The 16,806-nt window shown below is 39.7% G+C and carries 17 protein-coding genes and 1 other annotated feature; of the genes, 6 read left to right on the top strand and 11 right to left on the bottom strand.

Annotated features, from left to right (window positions below; translation table 11 throughout):
• Positions 1–3: 3 nt before the first annotated feature.
• Both hisD and hisG read right to left on the bottom strand, forming a co-directional pair.
• Entirely contained in the window at positions 4–1,320 is a 1,317-nt protein-coding gene (gene hisD / locus P3L44_RS14710; RefSeq protein ID WP_140170822.1) for a histidinol dehydrogenase, read from the bottom strand.
• 6 nt (positions 1,321–1,326) lie between these two features.
• Positions 1,327–2,226, bottom strand: coding sequence for an ATP phosphoribosyltransferase (gene hisG / locus P3L44_RS14705; protein ID WP_004256451.1), 900 nt, complete (start codon positions 2,224–2,226; stop codon positions 1,327–1,329).
• A gap of 54 nt (positions 2,227–2,280) precedes the next feature.
• Positions 2,281–2,408: a sequence feature (His leader region), on the bottom strand.
• Between the two features lie 268 nt (positions 2,409–2,676).
• Here hisG and P3L44_RS14700 point away from each other — a divergent pair.
• Positions 2,677–3,504 carry an SDR family oxidoreductase gene (locus P3L44_RS14700; RefSeq protein WP_112307694.1) on the top strand — a complete coding sequence of 276 codons (828 nt, stop codon included), beginning with the start codon at positions 2,677–2,679 and terminating at the stop codon, positions 3,502–3,504.
• Here P3L44_RS14700 and P3L44_RS14695 read toward each other — a convergent pair whose 3' ends face one another.
• The gene (locus P3L44_RS14695; RefSeq protein WP_140170821.1) at positions 3,505–4,128 is read right to left on the bottom strand and encodes a glutathione S-transferase family protein; all 624 of its coding nucleotides are present in this window, start codon (positions 4,126–4,128) and stop codon (positions 3,505–3,507) included. It abuts the gene before it with no gap.
• Between the two features lie 219 nt (positions 4,129–4,347).
• Here P3L44_RS14695 and P3L44_RS14690 point away from each other — a divergent pair, with 219 nt between their 5' ends.
• Positions 4,348–5,553, top strand: a complete 1,206-nt coding sequence (locus P3L44_RS14690; RefSeq protein WP_004256445.1) for a serine hydrolase — start codon at positions 4,348–4,350, stop codon at positions 5,551–5,553.
• Between the two features lie 80 nt (positions 5,554–5,633).
• Here the strand turns inward: P3L44_RS14690 and P3L44_RS14685 are convergent, their stop codons facing one another.
• The 3 genes from P3L44_RS14685 to ybjG all read right to left on the bottom strand — a co-directional run bounded on the left by P3L44_RS14685 (position 5,634) and on the right by ybjG (position 9,853).
• On the bottom strand, positions 5,634–7,001 hold the full coding sequence (locus tag P3L44_RS14685; RefSeq protein WP_036957923.1) for an L-serine ammonia-lyase: 1,368 nt from the start codon (positions 6,999–7,001) through the stop codon (positions 5,634–5,636).
• Positions 7,002–7,076: 75 nt separating this feature from the next.
• Positions 7,077–8,393, bottom strand: a complete 1,317-nt coding sequence (locus P3L44_RS14680) for a serine/threonine transporter (protein ID WP_004256437.1) — start codon at positions 8,391–8,393, stop codon at positions 7,077–7,079.
• 851 nt (positions 8,394–9,244) lie between these two features.
• Positions 9,245–9,853: an undecaprenyl-diphosphate phosphatase gene (ybjG, locus tag P3L44_RS14675; protein WP_004256430.1), complete on the bottom strand. Its 609-nt coding sequence runs from the start codon at positions 9,851–9,853 to the stop codon at positions 9,245–9,247.
• A gap of 197 nt (positions 9,854–10,050) precedes the next feature.
• Here ybjG and P3L44_RS14670 point away from each other — a divergent pair, with 197 nt between their 5' ends.
• Positions 10,051–10,479 (top strand): secondary thiamine-phosphate synthase enzyme YjbQ, encoded by a 429-nt coding sequence (locus P3L44_RS14670; protein WP_140170915.1) that lies wholly within the window; start codon positions 10,051–10,053, stop codon positions 10,477–10,479.
• A gap of 247 nt (positions 10,480–10,726) precedes the next feature.
• On the opposite strand, the gene P3L44_RS14665 is transcribed toward P3L44_RS14670, so the two are convergent.
• Entirely contained in the window at positions 10,727–10,990 is a 264-nt protein-coding gene (locus P3L44_RS14665) for a GrxA family glutaredoxin (RefSeq protein ID WP_004256424.1), read from the bottom strand.
• A 160-nt stretch (positions 10,991–11,150) separates the two neighbouring features.
• Between P3L44_RS14665 and P3L44_RS14660 the strand changes: the two genes are divergently transcribed.
• The 3 genes from P3L44_RS14660 (at position 11,151) to rlmC (ending at position 13,275) form a co-directional block, all read left to right on the top strand.
• A complete protein-coding gene (locus P3L44_RS14660; protein WP_004256421.1) occupies positions 11,151–11,477 on the top strand; it encodes a YbjC family protein in 327 nt (108 codons plus the stop codon).
• 139 nt (positions 11,478–11,616) lie between these two features.
• Positions 11,617–12,132, top strand: a complete 516-nt coding sequence (locus tag P3L44_RS14655) for a YbjN domain-containing protein (RefSeq protein ID WP_096864157.1) — start codon at positions 11,617–11,619, stop codon at positions 12,130–12,132.
• A 9-nt stretch (positions 12,133–12,141) separates the two neighbouring features.
• On the top strand, positions 12,142–13,275 hold the full coding sequence (gene rlmC / locus P3L44_RS14650) for a 23S rRNA (uracil(747)-C(5))-methyltransferase RlmC (protein WP_272661737.1): 1,134 nt from the start codon (positions 12,142–12,144) through the stop codon (positions 13,273–13,275).
• A 69-nt stretch (positions 13,276–13,344) separates the two neighbouring features.
• Here rlmC and P3L44_RS14645 read toward each other — a convergent pair whose 3' ends face one another.
• The 4 genes from P3L44_RS14645 to artJ all read right to left on the bottom strand — a co-directional run bounded on the left by P3L44_RS14645 (position 13,345) and on the right by artJ (position 16,805).
• On the bottom strand, positions 13,345–14,502 hold the full coding sequence (locus tag P3L44_RS14645; RefSeq protein WP_140170819.1) for a hypothetical protein: 1,158 nt from the start codon (positions 14,500–14,502) through the stop codon (positions 13,345–13,347).
• A gap of 141 nt (positions 14,503–14,643) precedes the next feature.
• On the bottom strand, positions 14,644–15,312 hold the full coding sequence (gene artM / locus P3L44_RS14640; RefSeq protein ID WP_096864159.1) for an arginine ABC transporter permease ArtM: 669 nt from the start codon (positions 15,310–15,312) through the stop codon (positions 14,644–14,646).
• A complete protein-coding gene (gene artQ / locus P3L44_RS14635) occupies positions 15,309–16,049 on the bottom strand; it encodes an arginine ABC transporter permease ArtQ (protein ID WP_004256406.1) in 741 nt (246 codons plus the stop codon). The genes artM and artQ overlap by 4 nt, the downstream gene beginning before the upstream one ends.
• A gap of 12 nt (positions 16,050–16,061) precedes the next feature.
• Positions 16,062–16,805: an arginine ABC transporter substrate-binding protein gene (gene artJ / locus P3L44_RS14630; RefSeq protein ID WP_004256405.1), complete on the bottom strand. Its 744-nt coding sequence runs from the start codon at positions 16,803–16,805 to the stop codon at positions 16,062–16,064.
• Position 16,806: the final 1 nt, after the last annotated feature.

The raw sequence follows: 16,806 nt of genomic DNA, 5'->3' as shown, positions 1-16,806 counted from the left end.
GACTTACTCCTGATTTTGTTTTTTTAGTTCGTTAACGCGTAAGGTAACGGCATTTTTGTGAGCGGTGAGTTGCTCTGCTTGGGCTAAGGTTTCGATGGTGTCGGCTAAGCCTAATAAACCTTGCTTCGACAGTTTTTGAACTGTCATTCGCTTCATAAAATCGGCGAGGCCAAGGCTTGAATAGGTTGCGGTATACCCGTAAGTGGGTAATACGTGATTTGTGCCTGATGCATAGTCGCCAGCCGACTCCGGTGACCAGTCGCCAACAAACACCGAGCCCGCGCTAGTAATTGCATCTACTAAATCATCTGCATTGCGAGTTTGCAGTATTAAGTGCTCAGGGCCATAACGGTTACTAATTTCAACGCATTGAGCGATGGAATCAGCGATGATGACACGGCTGGCGCTCAATGCTTCTCGAGCAATTTCTGCACGTGAAAGTTGCGCTAATTGTTTTTCTGTTTCTTCGATCACGCGTTGGGCAAAGTTTTCATCATCAGTTAATAAAATAACTTGTGAATCAGGGCCATGTTCTGCTTGAGATAGCAAATCAGATGCAGTAAATGCTGGGTTTGCACCGTTATCAGCAATGACCAACACTTCGGAAGGTCCCGCAGGCATGTCAATAGCGGCTCCATCATGGTTTTGACTCACTTGGCGTTTTGCTTCAGTGACATAGGCATTACCAGGGCCAAAAATTTTATCAACCGCAGGAATACTTTGGGTACCAAATGCCATTGCAGCAATCGCTTGCGCACCGCCTACTTGGAAAATATCACTGATGCCACACAGTTTCGCTGCATACAAAATCTCATCGGCAATAGGTGGGGGCGAACACAAAATAATTTTGCGACAGCCTGCGATATTCGCAGGGGTTCCCAACATCATGACCGTTGATAACAGGGGAGCAGACCCCCCCGGAATATATAAACCGACCGCATCTATTGGGCGTGTGACTTGTTGGCACACGACGCCTGCCTGTGTTTCTACTGTAATCGGAGTGGGTTTTTGGGCTTCGTGAAAACGACGAATGTTACCAATGGCGGTTTTCATTGCTGTTTTGATTTCATCACCAAGACGAGCCTCTGCCGCGTTAACAGCATTTGCAGGTACACGCACTGTTTCGATTTCAGTTTTATCGAAACGACGGCTCAGTGCTTGGAGGGCAGCATCGCCCTCGTTACGGACTTGGTCAATAATTTGGCTAACCGCAGTACTAATGCTACCAGAAGCCGCTATTGCGGGGCGCATTAATAAAGCGCTTTGTTGCTCTTGGTTACAAGCCGACCAGCGAACAGGTTGGTTAAATCCCATTTTCATGACGGCTTACTCCATCATTTTTTCAATTGGCAGGACAAGAATAGAGCTTGCCCCTAAAGCTTTGAGTTTTTCCATAGTTTCCCAGAACAGCGTTTCTGAGCTTACCATGTGCATCGCTACACGGCTTTGTTCGCCAGCTAACGGTAGAATTGTTGGGCGTTCAGCGCCCGGCAGCAAGGCTATGATCTCTTCCAGTGTTTCACTTGGCGCGTGCAACATGATGTATTTGGATTCACGTGCTTGGATAACACCTTGGATACGGGTCATCATGCGGTCAATAAGCTGTTGTTTTTCCGGCGACATCTCGCCATCACGTTGAATTAAACAGGCTTTAGAGCGATAAATAACTTCCACTTCTTTTAGGCCGTTTGCTTCAAGTGTTGCACCTGTAGAGACGAGGTCACAGATAGCGTCGGAAAGGCCAGCACGCGGGGCAACTTCAACTGAACCATTTAACAGGCATGATTTAAATTGAATGCCTTTTTGGTCGAAATAGCGTTTTAACAAGTGAGGGTAGGAAGTTGCAACACGTGAGCCATTTAAGCACTCAGCACCGGTATAGTTGAAATCTAATGGGGCAGCGAGAGATAAGCGGCACCCACCGAAATCAAGACGACGCAGGGTTTTATACTGCGGGTTTTCCCCTTGAGCACGGCGGTTTAATAACTCTTCTTCAAGAACGTTTTCACCGATGATCCCTAAGTCAACGACACCGTCCATGACCAGCCCCGGAATATCGTCATCGCGAACGCGGAGTAAATCAATAGGCATATTTTCTGCATAAGCAATCAAACGTTGTTGTTGTAAATTGATTTTGATGCCACAGCGAGAAAGCAATTCTCTTGATTCTTCACTCAAACGGCCTGATTTTTGTATTGCAATACGTAAACGTGATTTATCCAACATGACTTTACCCTTATCCCTTTTAAATTTTTTTGTTTAGTAACTCTTTGTTCAAGAATAAAAAAACCCTCGGAAGATTATCTTCCGAGGGTTCTCTCAATTCGCATTTCAGCCACCGGAAGATTCGTTGAACGTCTTCCAGCACACATCGCCCGAAAGACTAGTCAGGATGATGGTGATGATGATGGTTGCGTGAAATACGATTCATAATGTCTTCCGTTCTGTTATTTAAGTGAATGACTAAACATTCATTGTGCTAACTAAATACTCATTGGTATTCAACCTATCCGATTTCCCCCTATGAATGCAACCTTTTTTTAAAAAATAACCAATAATAATTAGTTGTTCACTTTTTATAGTGATAAATCTCTCAGAAATTGTATTCGGAAGTTTTATGGTTTTCAGCTACTCTGTGATTAATTTCAGCTGGTTGGTCGATTAAGGAGCCATTGTATGAAAAAAGTCACTGTCATCGGATTAGGGTGGGTTGGGTTACCACTCGCCCAAGCCTTATTGTCTCAAGGCATTCATGTGGTTGGAACTAAAACGACACCAGATGGTATTGAAGCCGCTCAAGCGGTTGGAATTGAGTGTTATGCATTGAAATTAACCCCAGAACTTGAATGTGATGACGACGATTTAGCGCAGTTGATGGAACAAAGTGATGCTATCGTTATCTTGCTTCCACCCTCTAAAATTAATACCGAATACTATGTGATGGCGATTGAAACACTGGTGAATAGCGCAATAGCATTTCAGGTGCCTAAAGTTATTTTCACGTCATCTACTGCGGTTTATGGGGAACAAAATGGTGAAATGACCGAAGACAGCCTATTGGATGGGGTGACGGATTCGGCTAAAGCCTTGGTGGCGACAGAACAGTGGTTGCATCAGTTACCGAACATATCGGTGGATATTCTGCGATTAGCGGGATTAGTCGGTGAAAAACGCCATGCAGGGCGTTTTTTAGCGGGGAAAACCGGGGTAAAGGGGGCAAACCAGCCTGTGAATATGGTTCATCAAGATGATGTGATTGCTGCCATTTTATTATTGCTCCAGCAACCGCAAGGGGGGCATATTTATAACCTCTGTGCGCCAGTCCACCCAACACGAGCCGAATTTTATACTCATGCAGCACAATCTATCGGGTTAGTTCCGCCTCAGTTTATTGAGGAAGAGAGTGCATTAGTGGGGAAAACCATTAACGGTAATAGAATTTGCCAAGAACTCGGGTTTGAATACCAGTACCCAAACCCAAGTTTGATGAATATGACCCTGTGATTATTTAATCGGGATCATGACAATTTTTTGGAACGCAGGGCGTGTGGTCAGTTGCTGGTACCAGCGTTCCAAATTGTTAAATTCGGGGCGTTCAGTGACAATTTCATGCCAAGGGTAAAATAGTGGTGCGATAGCAATGTCAGCGATACCAAATTTATCACCACTAAAATAGGCTTGGTTAGCTAATGCATTATCAGCAATGGTTAGTAACCGATTGATATTGCGATAAATAATTTTAGCTTGTTCTGGGTCTCTATCCGCTTCTGGGACACGAACAATTTTGTTCATCATCTGTTTAATTTGGTCGAATAAATTAGCACCACTCCAATCCATCCATTTATCTGCGGCAGCTCGTTCTTGTAGGTCTTGTGCGAGCAATAAGTGAGAATGATCAAACTTTTCCGTAAGGTAACGTAAAATCGCATTCGATTCCCACAGCGCAAAGTCATCATCCTGTAGAGTTGGAATTGTGCTGTTTGGATTCATTTTTATATATTCAGGTGTATCTAGCCCACCAAATGGGCCACCCACATCTTTTTGATTGTAAGCGATATTTAATTCTTCTAAGCACCAAAGTACTTTTTTGACATTGGAAGAGTTGACGCGTCCCCAAACAGTTAACATGGCAGTCTCCTAAATTTTGATTTTTTGGCATCGACCATGGTTAAGATAGATTAAATTTACTCAGAGGCAAATGTTTATTTGTTATCAGTGGCCTCAGTGAAATTAAAGTCTTATATTAGGTCTAGTTATCAAATTTTGTCACAGCGATGGGTTCTCGTTTAGTGATGTTGAGTCAATGACAGTAATTTAAATGTGTAGAATTAAGTGAAGGAATAACCGATGAGTAAGAAAATGTTGTCTTTAAAAACCCGCCGAGCTGGTATTGGGTTGAGTCTTTTGGTTGCCGTAAGTACCAGTGCTTATGCGGCGCAGACACCGGTTGCTCCTCAAGTCGATGCAAAAGCGTTTGTTTTGATGGATTATAATAGCGGTAAAATTTTAGCGTCTGGGAATCCAGATGAACGTTTAGATCCCGCAAGTTTAACAAAAATTATGACCAGCTATGTGATTGGGCAAGCGGTGAATGCGGGGAAAATTACCCCTCAGGATATGGTTACGGTAGGTGAAGATGCATGGGCAACGGGAAACCCTGTTCTTAAAGGCTCTTCTTTGATGTTTTTAAAGCCAAAAGATCGTGTTTCCGTATTGGATTTAAATAAAGGGATTGTGATCCAGTCAGGGAATGATGCCAGTATTGCTCTTGCCGATTATGTTGCAGGTAGCCAAGACTCATTTGTGAGTTTAATGAATCAATACGTGCAAAAGATTGGTTTAAAGAATACCCATTTTAAAACCGTTCATGGCCTCGATTCAGAGGGGCAATATAGTACTGCACGGGATATGGCATTGTTAACCCAAGCAATGATCCGTGATGTTCCCGATGAATACGCACTGCACAAGGAAAAAGAGTTTACCTTTAATAAAATTCGTCAACCAAACCGTAACCGTCTGTTATGGAACCAAAATTTAAAAGTGGATGGCGTAAAAACTGGGCACACGAGTGGAGCAGGCCATAACCTAGTCGCCTCTGCAACAGAAGGCGATATGCGTTTGATTTCAGTTGTGTTGGGAGCGCCAAGTGACCGTGTGCGTTTTTCTGAAAGCGAAAAATTACTCACTTGGGGTTTCCGTTTCTTTGAAACTGTCACGCCAATTAAGGCAGATGCCACACTGAAAAAGCAGCGTGTCTGGTTTGGTGATACTTCAGAAGTTGATTTAGGTGTTGCCGATGATGTTTCAATTACGATTCCTAAAGGGCAATTGCAAAACTTGAAAGTGGATATTCAACTAACTAACGATTCACTTGAAGCGCCTCTTGCTAAAAACCAAGCGGTAGGAACGATTAACTTTATTCTGAATGATGAAGTCGTCGAACAGCATCCTCTAGTTGCAAAAAGTGCCGTTGAGGAAGCGGGGTTCTTCGGTCGTATTTGGGATTACATCATGAAAACGATTAGCGGCTGGTGGAGTGCCATTTTCGGTTAATAATGATTAAATGAAAATGATGTGAACAAAAAATGCCTGCATTAGCAGGCATTTTTATAGAGACGATAGATAAACAAATGCTATTCGCAGTGAGCCAATTTAATCGCTAATCCCCCTTGGGATGTTTCACGATACTTAGCGTTAATATCTTTACCAGTTTCATACATGGTTTCAATGACTTTATCGAGGCAAACACGTGGGTCACTGACACGGCGTAATGCCATGCGTGCTGCATTTACGGCTTTAACGGAAGCAATGGCGTTACGTTCAATACAAGGTACTTGAACTTGCCCTCCAACAGGGTCGCAGGTGAGACCTAAGTTATGCTCCATGGCAATTTCTGCTGCGATACACACTTGCTCAGGGCTACCGCCCATTAATTCGGCGAGCCCCGCAGCGGCCATCGAACAAGCAACACCCACTTCTCCTTGGCAGCCCACTTCGGCGCCGGAAATTGACGCATTCATTTTATATAATGCACCAATGACACCGGAAACTAGAAAATAACGGGTATAGGAATTTTCATTCACAGGGCGAATAAACTTATCATAATAAGCTAATACCGCAGGAATAATGCCACATGCACCATTCGTTGGTGCCGTTACAACACGACCACCCGCTGCATTTTCTTCGTTAACGGCAAGCGCATACATATTGATCCAATCTATGACGGCCATTGGGTCCATATTGGTGTTATCGGTTGTTACGAGTTGACGACGTAACGCTGCTGCTCGACGTGGCACACGTAATGGGCCTGGTAGTAAACCTTCGGTTGTCACTCCCCGTTCAATACCGGATTTCATGACATCCCATACGGACGAGAGATATTGCTGAATTTCTTCTTTACTGCGTAACGCTAATTCATTCTGCATCACGAGTGCGGAAAGTGATAACCCTGTGTCTTTACAATGTTTTTGCAGGTCGGCCGCATATTTAAATGGGTAAGGGACTTGAACTGCATTTTCGTCTGACTGGCCAAAATGTTCTTCATCGACAATAAAACCACCGCCGATAGAATAGTAATTTTTGCTGTAAATAACATCATCACCACTGAATGCCGTAATACTCATTCCATTTTCATGGAGGGGGAGATTGGTTGTATGAAAATTCATCCCCCCTTCAGTAGGGAAATCAACTTCATGTTGCCCTTGTGCAAGGGAGAGCCTTTCAGTTTGCTCAACATTACGCATAAAAGCAGGAATAGCGTCAATATCAATGGTATCCGGTAAGTTACCCGCAAGACCCATAATAATCGCCATATCCGTTGCATGGCCTTTACCCGTTAAAGAGAGCGAACCATATACATCAACTGCAATTCGTGTTGTGCGAGAGAGTAATTTTTGCTGGATAAGGTCGTCAACAAACTGTTTGCCCGCTTTCATTGGGCCGACGGTATGGGAACTTGAAGGGCCGATGCCAATTTTGAAGATATCAAATACACTAATCATATTCAGTGCTTCCTTTTGTAGAAAGTCATTGAAATTAGGTAGCTTCCGTTGTTGGTCGCTACCTAGTGGCTTCAATTAGAAGAATAACTTATATGTTGCCGCAGAGATAGCGACCAGACCCATAATTACGATAAATACATTACTGATTTTACCTGAGTATTTACGCATTGCTGGTACCTTGCTAATTGCATACATTGGCATCAAGAACAGTAAGATAGCGATAACTGGGCCACCGAGGCTTTCAATAATATCCAGCACACCTGGGTTCAATGTTGCCACTAACCAAGTTGTGACTAACATGAAGATTGCAGTACCGCGGTTTAACTTGCGAACATCAATTGTTTTACCTTTTGCACGGTAAGCACGTTCAACTAGACCATTGAAACCTTCACGAGCACCTAAATAATGACCAAGGAAGGATTTAATAATTGCAATAAAGGCAATGATTGCAGCTGCATATTTAATGAATGGCTGGTCAAAATAGCCAGACAGGTAGTCAAGAATACTGATATTTTGTGCTTTAGCTTGTGCAAGATCCGCTGAAGATAAGGTAAAGACACAGCTTATCACGAAGAACATAACTGTCAGCACCATCAGAATGTGTGCAGAAGCAAGGATCCGTGAACATTTTTGTTCAGCTGCATCACCGTATTCTTCACGTTTTGCAACGGAGAAAGCGGAGATAATTGGCGAGTGGTTAAATGCGAATACCATCACTGGGATTGTTAGCCAAATAGTGACCCAGATGCTTTGTCCGCCGGTATTTTTTGTTGCTTCAGTGATACCTTCCCAAGTTAATGTATTTAGTACATCACCAGACCAATGTGGGATCATATACAGTGAGAATGCAACCAGCACGGCGATAAATGGAAACACTAACATACTCATGACTTTTACGATGTATTTTTCACCGAATGCCACAATCGCCATTACTCCGCCTACAAGGATCAAGGCAAGTAACCAGCGTGGTGGTGCGCCAACGCCCAATAATTCGGTTAAGAATTTATTGACGTTATTGGTGATGGAAACACCATAAACAAGAAGAATAGGGTAAATAGCAAAGAAGTAGAGTAGGGTGATCCAGTTTCCTGCTGTGCGACCAAAATGTTCTTCTACAACTTCAGTGATATCACCATCAGGTTTTGAACCAGAAAGAACGAAGCGTGTTAACCCACGGTGAGCAAAAAATGTCATTGGGAAGGCTAATACCAGCATCAGTAAAACAGGTAATAAACCACTCATACCTGCATTGATTGGCAAAAACAATACCCCAGCACCGATAGCTGTACCATATAAACCCAGCATCCATACTGTGTCAGTTTTGCGCCAAGCACTACTATTTACTGTTTGCGAGGCCGTTTTGTCGATGGAACCAACTTTTGTTGCATCCATAATAGTCTCCGAAAATATAAGTCAAAAAAATCATTTAGCGTAACTGCAAATGCGTTACGACCTTTTAATCTTTTGGTACGAACAATTACTCAATAACAATTGTTTTCTTTTGCGTAACAATCTGATTGGAAATAAAACTAAAATTGACGGTAAATTGATTTTCAATCAGTTTTGTATTTTTATCATTAAATTTTAACATTGGATTTTGAGTGTGTGAATTTATAGTTTACCAGAATAAAATGCCGTGATCATTATCTCAAAAGAGAAATATCCCCCAAGATTGCGAGATATAATTATATTTTATAAAAATGTTAAATAAATTTGTGTTAAGTTTGTATTTATTAGCAATTAAATAGTGGGTGAATAAGTTAAGCTTTACTTAAATGTGAGCAGAATTAAATTCTGTTAGAAAAATATTATTATATTAATGATTAAAATTGAGCTGATTAAAATATCATCCATATCAATATAAATATTGAGCTGTACTGTAATAATAGTACAAGTAAATTGTTATAGATAAATGATAACCAATTGAAAATAAATAAAATATTTTTATCTTTTAGATTGGTTTATTGCGTAACTAATTAGTTTGAAAATTGGAGGAAAGATAACTATATATTAATTATTTTACGTTTTTTTTGTGCTTATATTTGCCACTTTTTTTGCAACGAAAAAAATAATTAAAATAGGTAACAAGATATTTGTTAAGTAATTGTTTTAATAATTTTATTGATAACTTCAAAAAAGTTTTAATCATGAGAATGGAAATAAACAGAAACTTTGATTTAGCGCAATTTTTATAATGCTAAAAATACTGGCATTAATTAATGCCAGTATTTGAATATACGTTGTTATGGTTGAAACCAACCTTTACGAATAAGAGATGCAAAAATAAAACTATATAGCCGAGTGATAGGTAATTGAATTTTATACGCACCAACAGACCAGAGGATCTGGGCCAAACCGCATGCGACAATCGCCAGTATAAAGGCACCTGCCATATCTAAAGGCCAATGAACACCGAGGTAAATACGTGACCAAGCAATAACGACAGCGGGGATCATCATCACGAGGCCAACCCAAGTTCTTAGCCAGAAAAGAAATGCAAAAGCGAATGTAAAGACAATCGTGCCATGGTTACTTGGGAATGAAGGCGTGGCTTCATGCTCGGAGAAATTAGTGCCAATTCCCATGACAAATGGGCGGTCATGCGGCGCGAAATAGCCCACTAGCCATGAAATGGTTAAGCCAATGACGATAGCAATGGCTGCTTTACAAGCAAAAGCACGTTGGCGAGTCATATTTGGCTGGGCGCCCCAAAACCAACAAGCAACAGTAAATAGTGGAAATAATAGAATTAAGCGTTTCGCAATCACGTTCGCTACAGCAATGGTTCCACTAGCGGTTTCTGGAGTCGCATTGATCAAATTGAATAGATCAAGGTTAAGTTGTTCCAGCACAGTTCAGTACCTCGGTCAGATGGTTAGTGAGACAGAATAGATATAAAAGGGGGAGATTAAAGTTTCTTAATGAGCAGGTAAAGTCCCTTTGTCTTATTATTGAAAGCTATATGCGACAAATTTACTTGCGGTTTAACATTTACTCAATAATTATTTAGTGCAGTAATGAGTTTAGATAAGTCAAGGGAGAAAAAGTGATGTGGTGGCAAAAAGAGATACAACTTAGCGCAAAAGCGAGAGGGTTTCATTTAGTGACAGAAGAAATTCTCAAGCAACTTCCTGAACTTAGCTTAATCAAGGTTGGTTTAGCGAATATTTTTATTCAACATACATCAGCATCTTTAACAATCAATGAAAATGCAGATTACACTGTCAGGGAAGATTTCGAGAGCTTTTTCAATCAGGCCGTTCCTGAAAATGAACCTTATTATAAGCATGATTATGAAGGAAGTGATGACATGCCTGCGCACTTAAAAAGCAGTTTATTGGGTGCAAGTTTGACTATTCCAATTACTAAAGGGCGTTTAAACATGGGGACGTGGCAGGGGATTTATTTATGTGAGCACCGAAATTATGGTGGAAAACGTAGGTTAATCATTACATTGCAAGGCGAACTCAGCCGTTAAAAACAAAAAACCCGATAGCAGGAAAACAAAAAGTTGGCTATCGGGCTCCTCAATATGGGGACATCAAAGAAAAGCAGTGGCATTAATTAAGACTCCGTCTAAAAAAGAAAGTTCTCACTTAGATGAAAAAAAGTGCAATATTTTTATTAAATTTGGCTTAAATAGCACAAAAAGAACAAGCAAAGTGTTAACACCTATAAATAAGTGAACAACTTTGCTTGTTGAGATGAAAAACGGAAAGGGCTAATTATTTGTATAAATTCAAATTTTCTTTTGCGTAAGCTTCGAAATCTGTACATCCACCAATATGTTGCTCATCAATAAAAATTTGTGGAACGGTTTCAACAGGTTTGCCAACAGTTTTAGATAAATCTTCTTTAGAAATACCTTCAGCTTGAATATCAACGTAGCGGTAGTCAAAATCTTCACGTTCATTTTTCAGTTTTTCAGCGAGTTCTTTTGCACGAACACAGTATGGACAGCCAGGACGACCAAAAATAACAGTATACATAGTATCTCCTTTTTATCTTGAGCTCAGATTCTAATTGCAATGCTCAATACTATGCCTACATAAGTTATGAAATAAAAGTCGAATTTTCCTGTTATACCTATAGGTATGACATATAATTCTCAGTTTGAGAAAGTGACACAATAATGAGAGGAGAAAAAGAATGAGCAATAAACCTCAGTCTAAAGGGACAATGCGTTCACTGGCGGACATGCCAAAGCCCATTATCGTGTTAGAAGGTGTGGGGATCATTCTGCTTATTATTGTTTTGTTAGCAACAAATGACTATATCACATTGCCGGAGCCTTTAATGCAGCCAGGGGCGATCGTGAGCATGATTATGGTCGGCATTGGCTGTTTGGTGCCCGCAATGGTCAATATTGTCTGGCGAGCAATTCATGGCCTGAGTTTTTTGGGCATTGATAATAAACAACCAGAAAAGAATGTATCTAAAAAACCAGACTCTACAGATAATAAACCAGATGAATAAGTAGATTGAGCGTGGTTTTACTGGTGTTTCGCTCTACAATGTGTGAGAATTATTCGTTTTTTAGTTAGGGGGAAAATGTGCCAGAACCCTAACAAATCGATATTGCACGACTATTTTGAGTTGAAGAAGGTTACTATCCATGGATTCTATTTGTTACCCTGACATCACTAAGTTACGTGAATGGTTAGACCAACTCAAAACCTCTTATTTCGAGTGTGATTCCTGCTCTGCATTACATTTACCTCATATGCAAAATATAGACGGTATTTTTGATGCAAAGCTCGATATTTTAAATAATGTTTTGGTGTTGTCTGCATTAGCTGAACTCAAACCGACAGCGATTGTGACGTTAGTGGCGAATATCAGCCAAATTAATGCCAGCTCATTAACGGCAAAAGTTTTCCTTGAAATAAACAATGAAAACTTGCCTAAATTGATTGTTAGCCAATCATTTTCATTAGAAGCAGGAATGACGTATCGTCAATTCTGCCATTTTTTACAGCAAGCGGAAGAGCAAATTTCAGCTATTGTCTTTGAAATCTTTAGTAATAATTTGTTGTATGCAAATCAAGATGACTTTAGTGAAGATGATGACAGCTCTGAAGAAGGCTCTGAGCTTTCTCTTGATGACAAACCTTCAGTCATTCTCCACTAAGTTTTTGCTATGCATTGTGAAAAATATGCCACAGGGCAATGCCATTCATGCCAATGGCTAACATTAACGCCTGAACAGCAAATTACCGAAAAGCAGAGCCAACTACAGGCTCTTTTGCCTGCTATTGATACTTCTTTATTTCAGCCTCCAGTGACAGGGCCGCAAACGGCTTTTCGCAATAAAGCCAAAATGGTCGTTAGTGGTAGTGTTGAGAAGCCAATTTTAGGTATTGTTGGGCGAGATGGGCAAGGTGTAGATTTAACGGACTGCCCGTTGTATCCAGATGCCTTTTCTGATGTGTTTAGTGCCATTATTCCTTTTATTGCAAGGGCAGGGCTGACGCCTTATAACATTGAGCGCAAACGCGGTGAATTAAAATACCTATTATTAACCCAAAGTCATTACTCTGGGAAATTCATGCTGCGGTTTGTGTTGCGCTCAGAGAAAAAAATTGAGCAGTTAAAAAAGGCACTGCCATGGCTACAAGAACAGTTGCCACTGCTTGCGGTGATCACCGCCAATATTCAACCCGTGCATATGGCAATACTTGAAGGTGAGGATGAGATTTTCTTAACGGAGCAGCGCACACTTCGTGAAGAGTTTAATCAAGTCCCTTTATTTATTCGGCCACAAGGTTTTTTCCAAACGAATCCTATAGTGGCTGCAAAATTATACCAAACCGCGAGGGAATGGGTTAAAGCGTTAGATATCGATAGCTTGTGGGATCTGTTTTGTGGCGTGGGCGGCTTTGGGCTGCACTGTGCTGAAAAAGACACTCACTTAACAGGGATAGAAATCAGTGCGCCAGCGATTGCCAGCGCACAGCAATCAGCGGATGAACTTGGATTAAAGCATGTTGAGTTTAAAGCACTTGATTCAACGCGTTTTGCCACGGCGAATCAGGATATCCCTCAGCTTATTTTAGTCAATCCGCCACGCAGAGGAATTGGTAAAGAGTTATGCGATTTCCTTTCCCACGTGCAGCCCGAATATATTTTGTATTCTAGCTGTAATGCACAAACCATGGCGCAAGATTTACAACTGTTGGCTGGCTATCAAGTCTGTAAAGTACAGCTATTTGACTTATTCCCTCATACTGCACACTTTGAAGTGCTGACGTTGTTAAAGCGTATTGTACAGTAAAATCCATGTGATGGTTTTTACTGTATAAAACGACAATTCAATATTCGTTATATCATTTGGGTAATTAATTTAATGTTTCAGCAGGAATGAATCCATGGATAATACTCTGAACTTAAATTCATCGATATGATTCGGTATAGGTTTATCACTATGATAGGAGAGCAAATGTTTTAGGTTTTCTAAAAAATCATTTTCGTTATCATATTTTTTTATACCTCTGTTAGGGTCAAAAAACTTATATATATAATTATTTTTATCGTGTTTAATTGAAATTGCCATACAATGGCCATCATAAGAAATCAGTGAATAGTAATCATTGTTATATTTTAATTTATTCTCTATATCAGCTTTTAGTTTTTCAATATTTGATTGGTTTTTATTTATTTGTAAGTTTGCATAGTCACAAATAGGTAGGCTTATATCATTGATTAACCCAGAATTTATATTCTTAGCTGTATTTTTATACATTTCTAGCTTAGATATAAACTCGAAAGCATTAGCTAGAAAAATTTTAATTTCTTTATCATCTAATGGTAAGTCAGATATTATTTTGTTTTTTATATTCTCATTCAATATTTTATGACAATAATAAATTTCTATTGAGTCTTCTTTGTTTTTTCTAACTAAATTATAGTAAAAGGTAACCAACTCTATAATTTCGTATTTACTATCTAAATAACTTACATTTTTATTTACACGAGATATATTTTTCATTAGTAGATGGGTTATATCGTATAGATTTTTTATATTAAGGTCATTTTCCTTATTATCTAATGATATTAAATTTTTATCTACTTTAATATCTGTGCTTTTATTGATTAATGATGTTTTTTTCTTTTTATTATCAATGAGTAATGAATCTATTTTGTGTGCAATTTTATTGAAATCATATGCGCGTTCATAACTGATCTGAATATTCAGGCCATTGACTATCTGTTTATTTAATAAACTTACTTCAACATCATTCGGCTTTCTGTTTTTTAAATGGTAACTTTGTGCTTTTATGGATTTTAAAGCGGCCCCCATCGATTCAATTAGTTTATCCCCATCACTCTTGTTTTCATTAAGAAGGTATAGGTTTGATAGACCATGGCAAATTCCATTGCTAGCATTAGAGGTATTTCTGACTTGAGTGAGCTTTTTTCTTAGGGCATTATTTTCTTTTTTATTAAAGTATGTAAGCAGTTTGTCTTGATCAAAAGGAATGTCAAATTGAATTTTTTTCATAATAAACTCATCAATCATATCTATTTAATTAGTTTAATTATTACATTTTCAAATAAAGTGTTCTTTAAAAATCCGATTGAGCGAATAAAAAAAGCTTGGTATAAGACCAAGCTTTTTTTACTTGTCGGAGAGAAAGAAAGACTAACCTCTGTGCTCAAATTCCAACGCTTTGCGTTCAATTAAACGCATTAGCACTGTTAAAATTGCATTGACCACTAAATAAATAATCCCCGCAGCAACAAACGCCATCACATTCCAGCTTTGACCAAAGATCAGTTGGCTATAGCCCATGACATCTAACATTGTAATCGTACTGGCAAGTGATGTACTCTTGAAAATCAGGACGACTTCATTGGAATAGGACGATAACGAACGCTTAAAGGCATAAGGCAAAATAATACGCATGGTTTGCATTTTGCTCATACCGAGGGCTTGGCAAGACTGCCATTGGCCTGATGGGATGGCTTTAACTGCGCCGTGGAATAACAAAGTGGAATAAGCCGCACTGTTTAAGGCCAATGCAACCATTGCACAGACCCAAGGCGTGGAAATAATCTCCCACAACATGGGATAATCTTGCAATGATTTAAATTGACTTGGACCGTTATAAATTAAGAAAAATTGTACCAATAACGGCGTACCAGTGAAAAGCGTGATATAGATTTTAACGGCTTGAGAAACCACAGGGGTTTTCAGCGAGAGAACTAAAGTAAATAATATCGCTAAGATAAAAGCCACAATGAGTGCGCTAAACGTTAGTGATAAGCTGGTTGGTAGCCCTGGAAGAATATCTAAAATTAAATCCATCATTTTGATTCACCTCGCTCAAAGCGAGTAGTACGCAATTCAATACGTTTTAAGATAACTTGACTGACTAACGTAATGGCAAGGTAAATCAAACCCACAATGGCGTACCATGTGAATGGTTCGTGAGTTCTATTGACGATTGTTTTTGTTTGTAGCATCAAATCATTAACACTGATGAGTGAAACTAACGCGGTATCTTTTAATAATACAAGCCATTGGTTGCCTAAGCCTGGAAGCGCATGGCGCCACATTTGCGGCATAATGAACCGAAAGAAAATAGTGCGTTTGTTTAAACCTAATGCAAAACCTGCTTCCCACTGGCCATAAGGTACCGCTTTTAAAGCTCCTCTTAATGTTTGTGATGCATAAGAGGCGTACAACAAGGCAAGGGCAATAACACCACAAACAAATGGGGTATAGTCAAATTCGCCACTATTAGCAAAGAAAATGCTGGGGTCGATTTGAATAGTGGTTTGCCAAAAACCGAGGTTTATATCGAACCCATCACCAAACAAATTGATCAGTTGTAATGTACCGAAGTAGACAAATAATACGACCAATAATTCAGGTAGACCGCGGATCAAGGTAACCCAGCAGGTCCCTAAAAAGGCAATAGGTTTAAAACGAACGGACTCCCACGCAGTAAATAACATGGCGAGGATCAGCCCCAAAACCAGTGCAGAAACAGCAAGGCCGACGGTGATACCGGCGGCACTTGTTAAAAATAGAAAGTTGCTCATTAATTATATCAATTACTGTTGAAACCATTTTTTGTGGATAGCATCATAAGTGCCGTCTGCTTTAACTTCAGCTAAGGCTTTATTCATTTTATCCAACAGCTCTTTATTCCCTTTACGAACCGCAATACCTAAACCAATACCGAAATATTGTGGGTCAGTCACTTTTTCACCAACAGCAGCTAAGTTTTCGTTACCTTTAGCTTTTAACCATTCGTCAGCAACTGCGGTATCACCGAAGACGGCATCGATACGGCCATTTTGTAGGTCTAAAATAGCAGATTGGTAGTTATCATAAGGAACGGTTGTCATCCCTTTATGTTGTTCCATGATGTATTTTTGGTGAGTGGTTCCGTTTTGAACACCAATTTTTTTATCTTTTAATTGGTCTACTGAGCTGATTTTTTCTTTTACAGCAATAAATTCTGCTGAGTTAGGGTAGTAAGTCTCAGTGAAATCTACTTGCTGTTGGCGCTCAGGGGTAATATCGATACCTGCCATTAATGCTTCAAAGCGACGGAATTTTAAGCTAGGAATTAAGCTGTCGAAAGATTGGTGAGTAAATGTACAAGTTGCATTCATTTTTTCACACATTGCATTGGCTAAATCAACGTCAAAGCCAACGATTTGGTTATTCTTATCGAACATTTCAAAAGGTGCGTAAGTCGCTTCTGTTGCAAAACGGATGGTTTCTTTTTCCGCAGCAGTTGCAGATAGGGTTACAGCGCCCAGCAGTGCAGCTAATATAATTTTTTTCATT

This window comes from Providencia sp. PROV175, assembly GCF_032707045.1.
GTDB classification, from domain to species: Bacteria; Pseudomonadota; Gammaproteobacteria; order Enterobacterales; family Enterobacteriaceae; genus Providencia; species Providencia hangzhouensis.
This window is presented reverse-complemented; position numbering and strand designations above follow the sequence as displayed.

Coding starts and splice junctions, on each gene's coding strand:
- artJ (WP_004256405.1), bottom strand. CDS start 16,805: ATGAAAAAAATTATATTAGCTGCACTGCTGGGCGCTGTAACCCTATCT.
- P3L44_RS14690 (WP_004256445.1), top strand. CDS start 4,348: ATGAGTAAGAAAATGTTGTCTTTAAAAACCCGCCGAGCTGGTATTGGG.
- P3L44_RS14700 (WP_112307694.1), top strand. CDS start 2,677: ATGAAAAAAGTCACTGTCATCGGATTAGGGTGGGTTGGGTTACCACTC.
- hisG (WP_004256451.1), bottom strand. CDS start 2,226: ATGTTGGATAAATCACGTTTACGTATTGCAATACAAAAATCAGGCCGT.
- artQ (WP_004256406.1), bottom strand. CDS start 16,049: ATGAGCAACTTTCTATTTTTAACAAGTGCCGCCGGTATCACCGTCGGC.
- P3L44_RS14685 (WP_036957923.1), bottom strand. CDS start 7,001: ATGATTAGTGTATTTGATATCTTCAAAATTGGCATCGGCCCTTCAAGT.
- P3L44_RS14655 (WP_096864157.1), top strand. CDS start 11,617: ATGGATTCTATTTGTTACCCTGACATCACTAAGTTACGTGAATGGTTA.
- P3L44_RS14670 (WP_140170915.1), top strand. CDS start 10,051: ATGTGGTGGCAAAAAGAGATACAACTTAGCGCAAAAGCGAGAGGGTTT.
- P3L44_RS14695 (WP_140170821.1), bottom strand. CDS start 4,128: ATGTTAACTGTTTGGGGACGCGTCAACTCTTCCAATGTCAAAAAAGTA.
- artM (WP_096864159.1), bottom strand. CDS start 15,312: ATGATGGATTTAATTTTAGATATTCTTCCAGGGCTACCAACCAGCTTA.
- P3L44_RS14665 (WP_004256424.1), bottom strand. CDS start 10,990: ATGTATACTGTTATTTTTGGTCGTCCTGGCTGTCCATACTGTGTTCGT.
- P3L44_RS14680 (WP_004256437.1), bottom strand. CDS start 8,393: ATGGATGCAACAAAAGTTGGTTCCATCGACAAAACGGCCTCGCAAACA.
- hisD (WP_140170822.1), bottom strand. CDS start 1,320: ATGAAAATGGGATTTAACCAACCTGTTCGCTGGTCGGCTTGTAACCAA.
- P3L44_RS14660 (WP_004256421.1), top strand. CDS start 11,151: ATGAGCAATAAACCTCAGTCTAAAGGGACAATGCGTTCACTGGCGGAC.
- rlmC (WP_272661737.1), top strand. CDS start 12,142: ATGCATTGTGAAAAATATGCCACAGGGCAATGCCATTCATGCCAATGG.
- P3L44_RS14645 (WP_140170819.1), bottom strand. CDS start 14,502: ATGAAAAAAATTCAATTTGACATTCCTTTTGATCAAGACAAACTGCTT.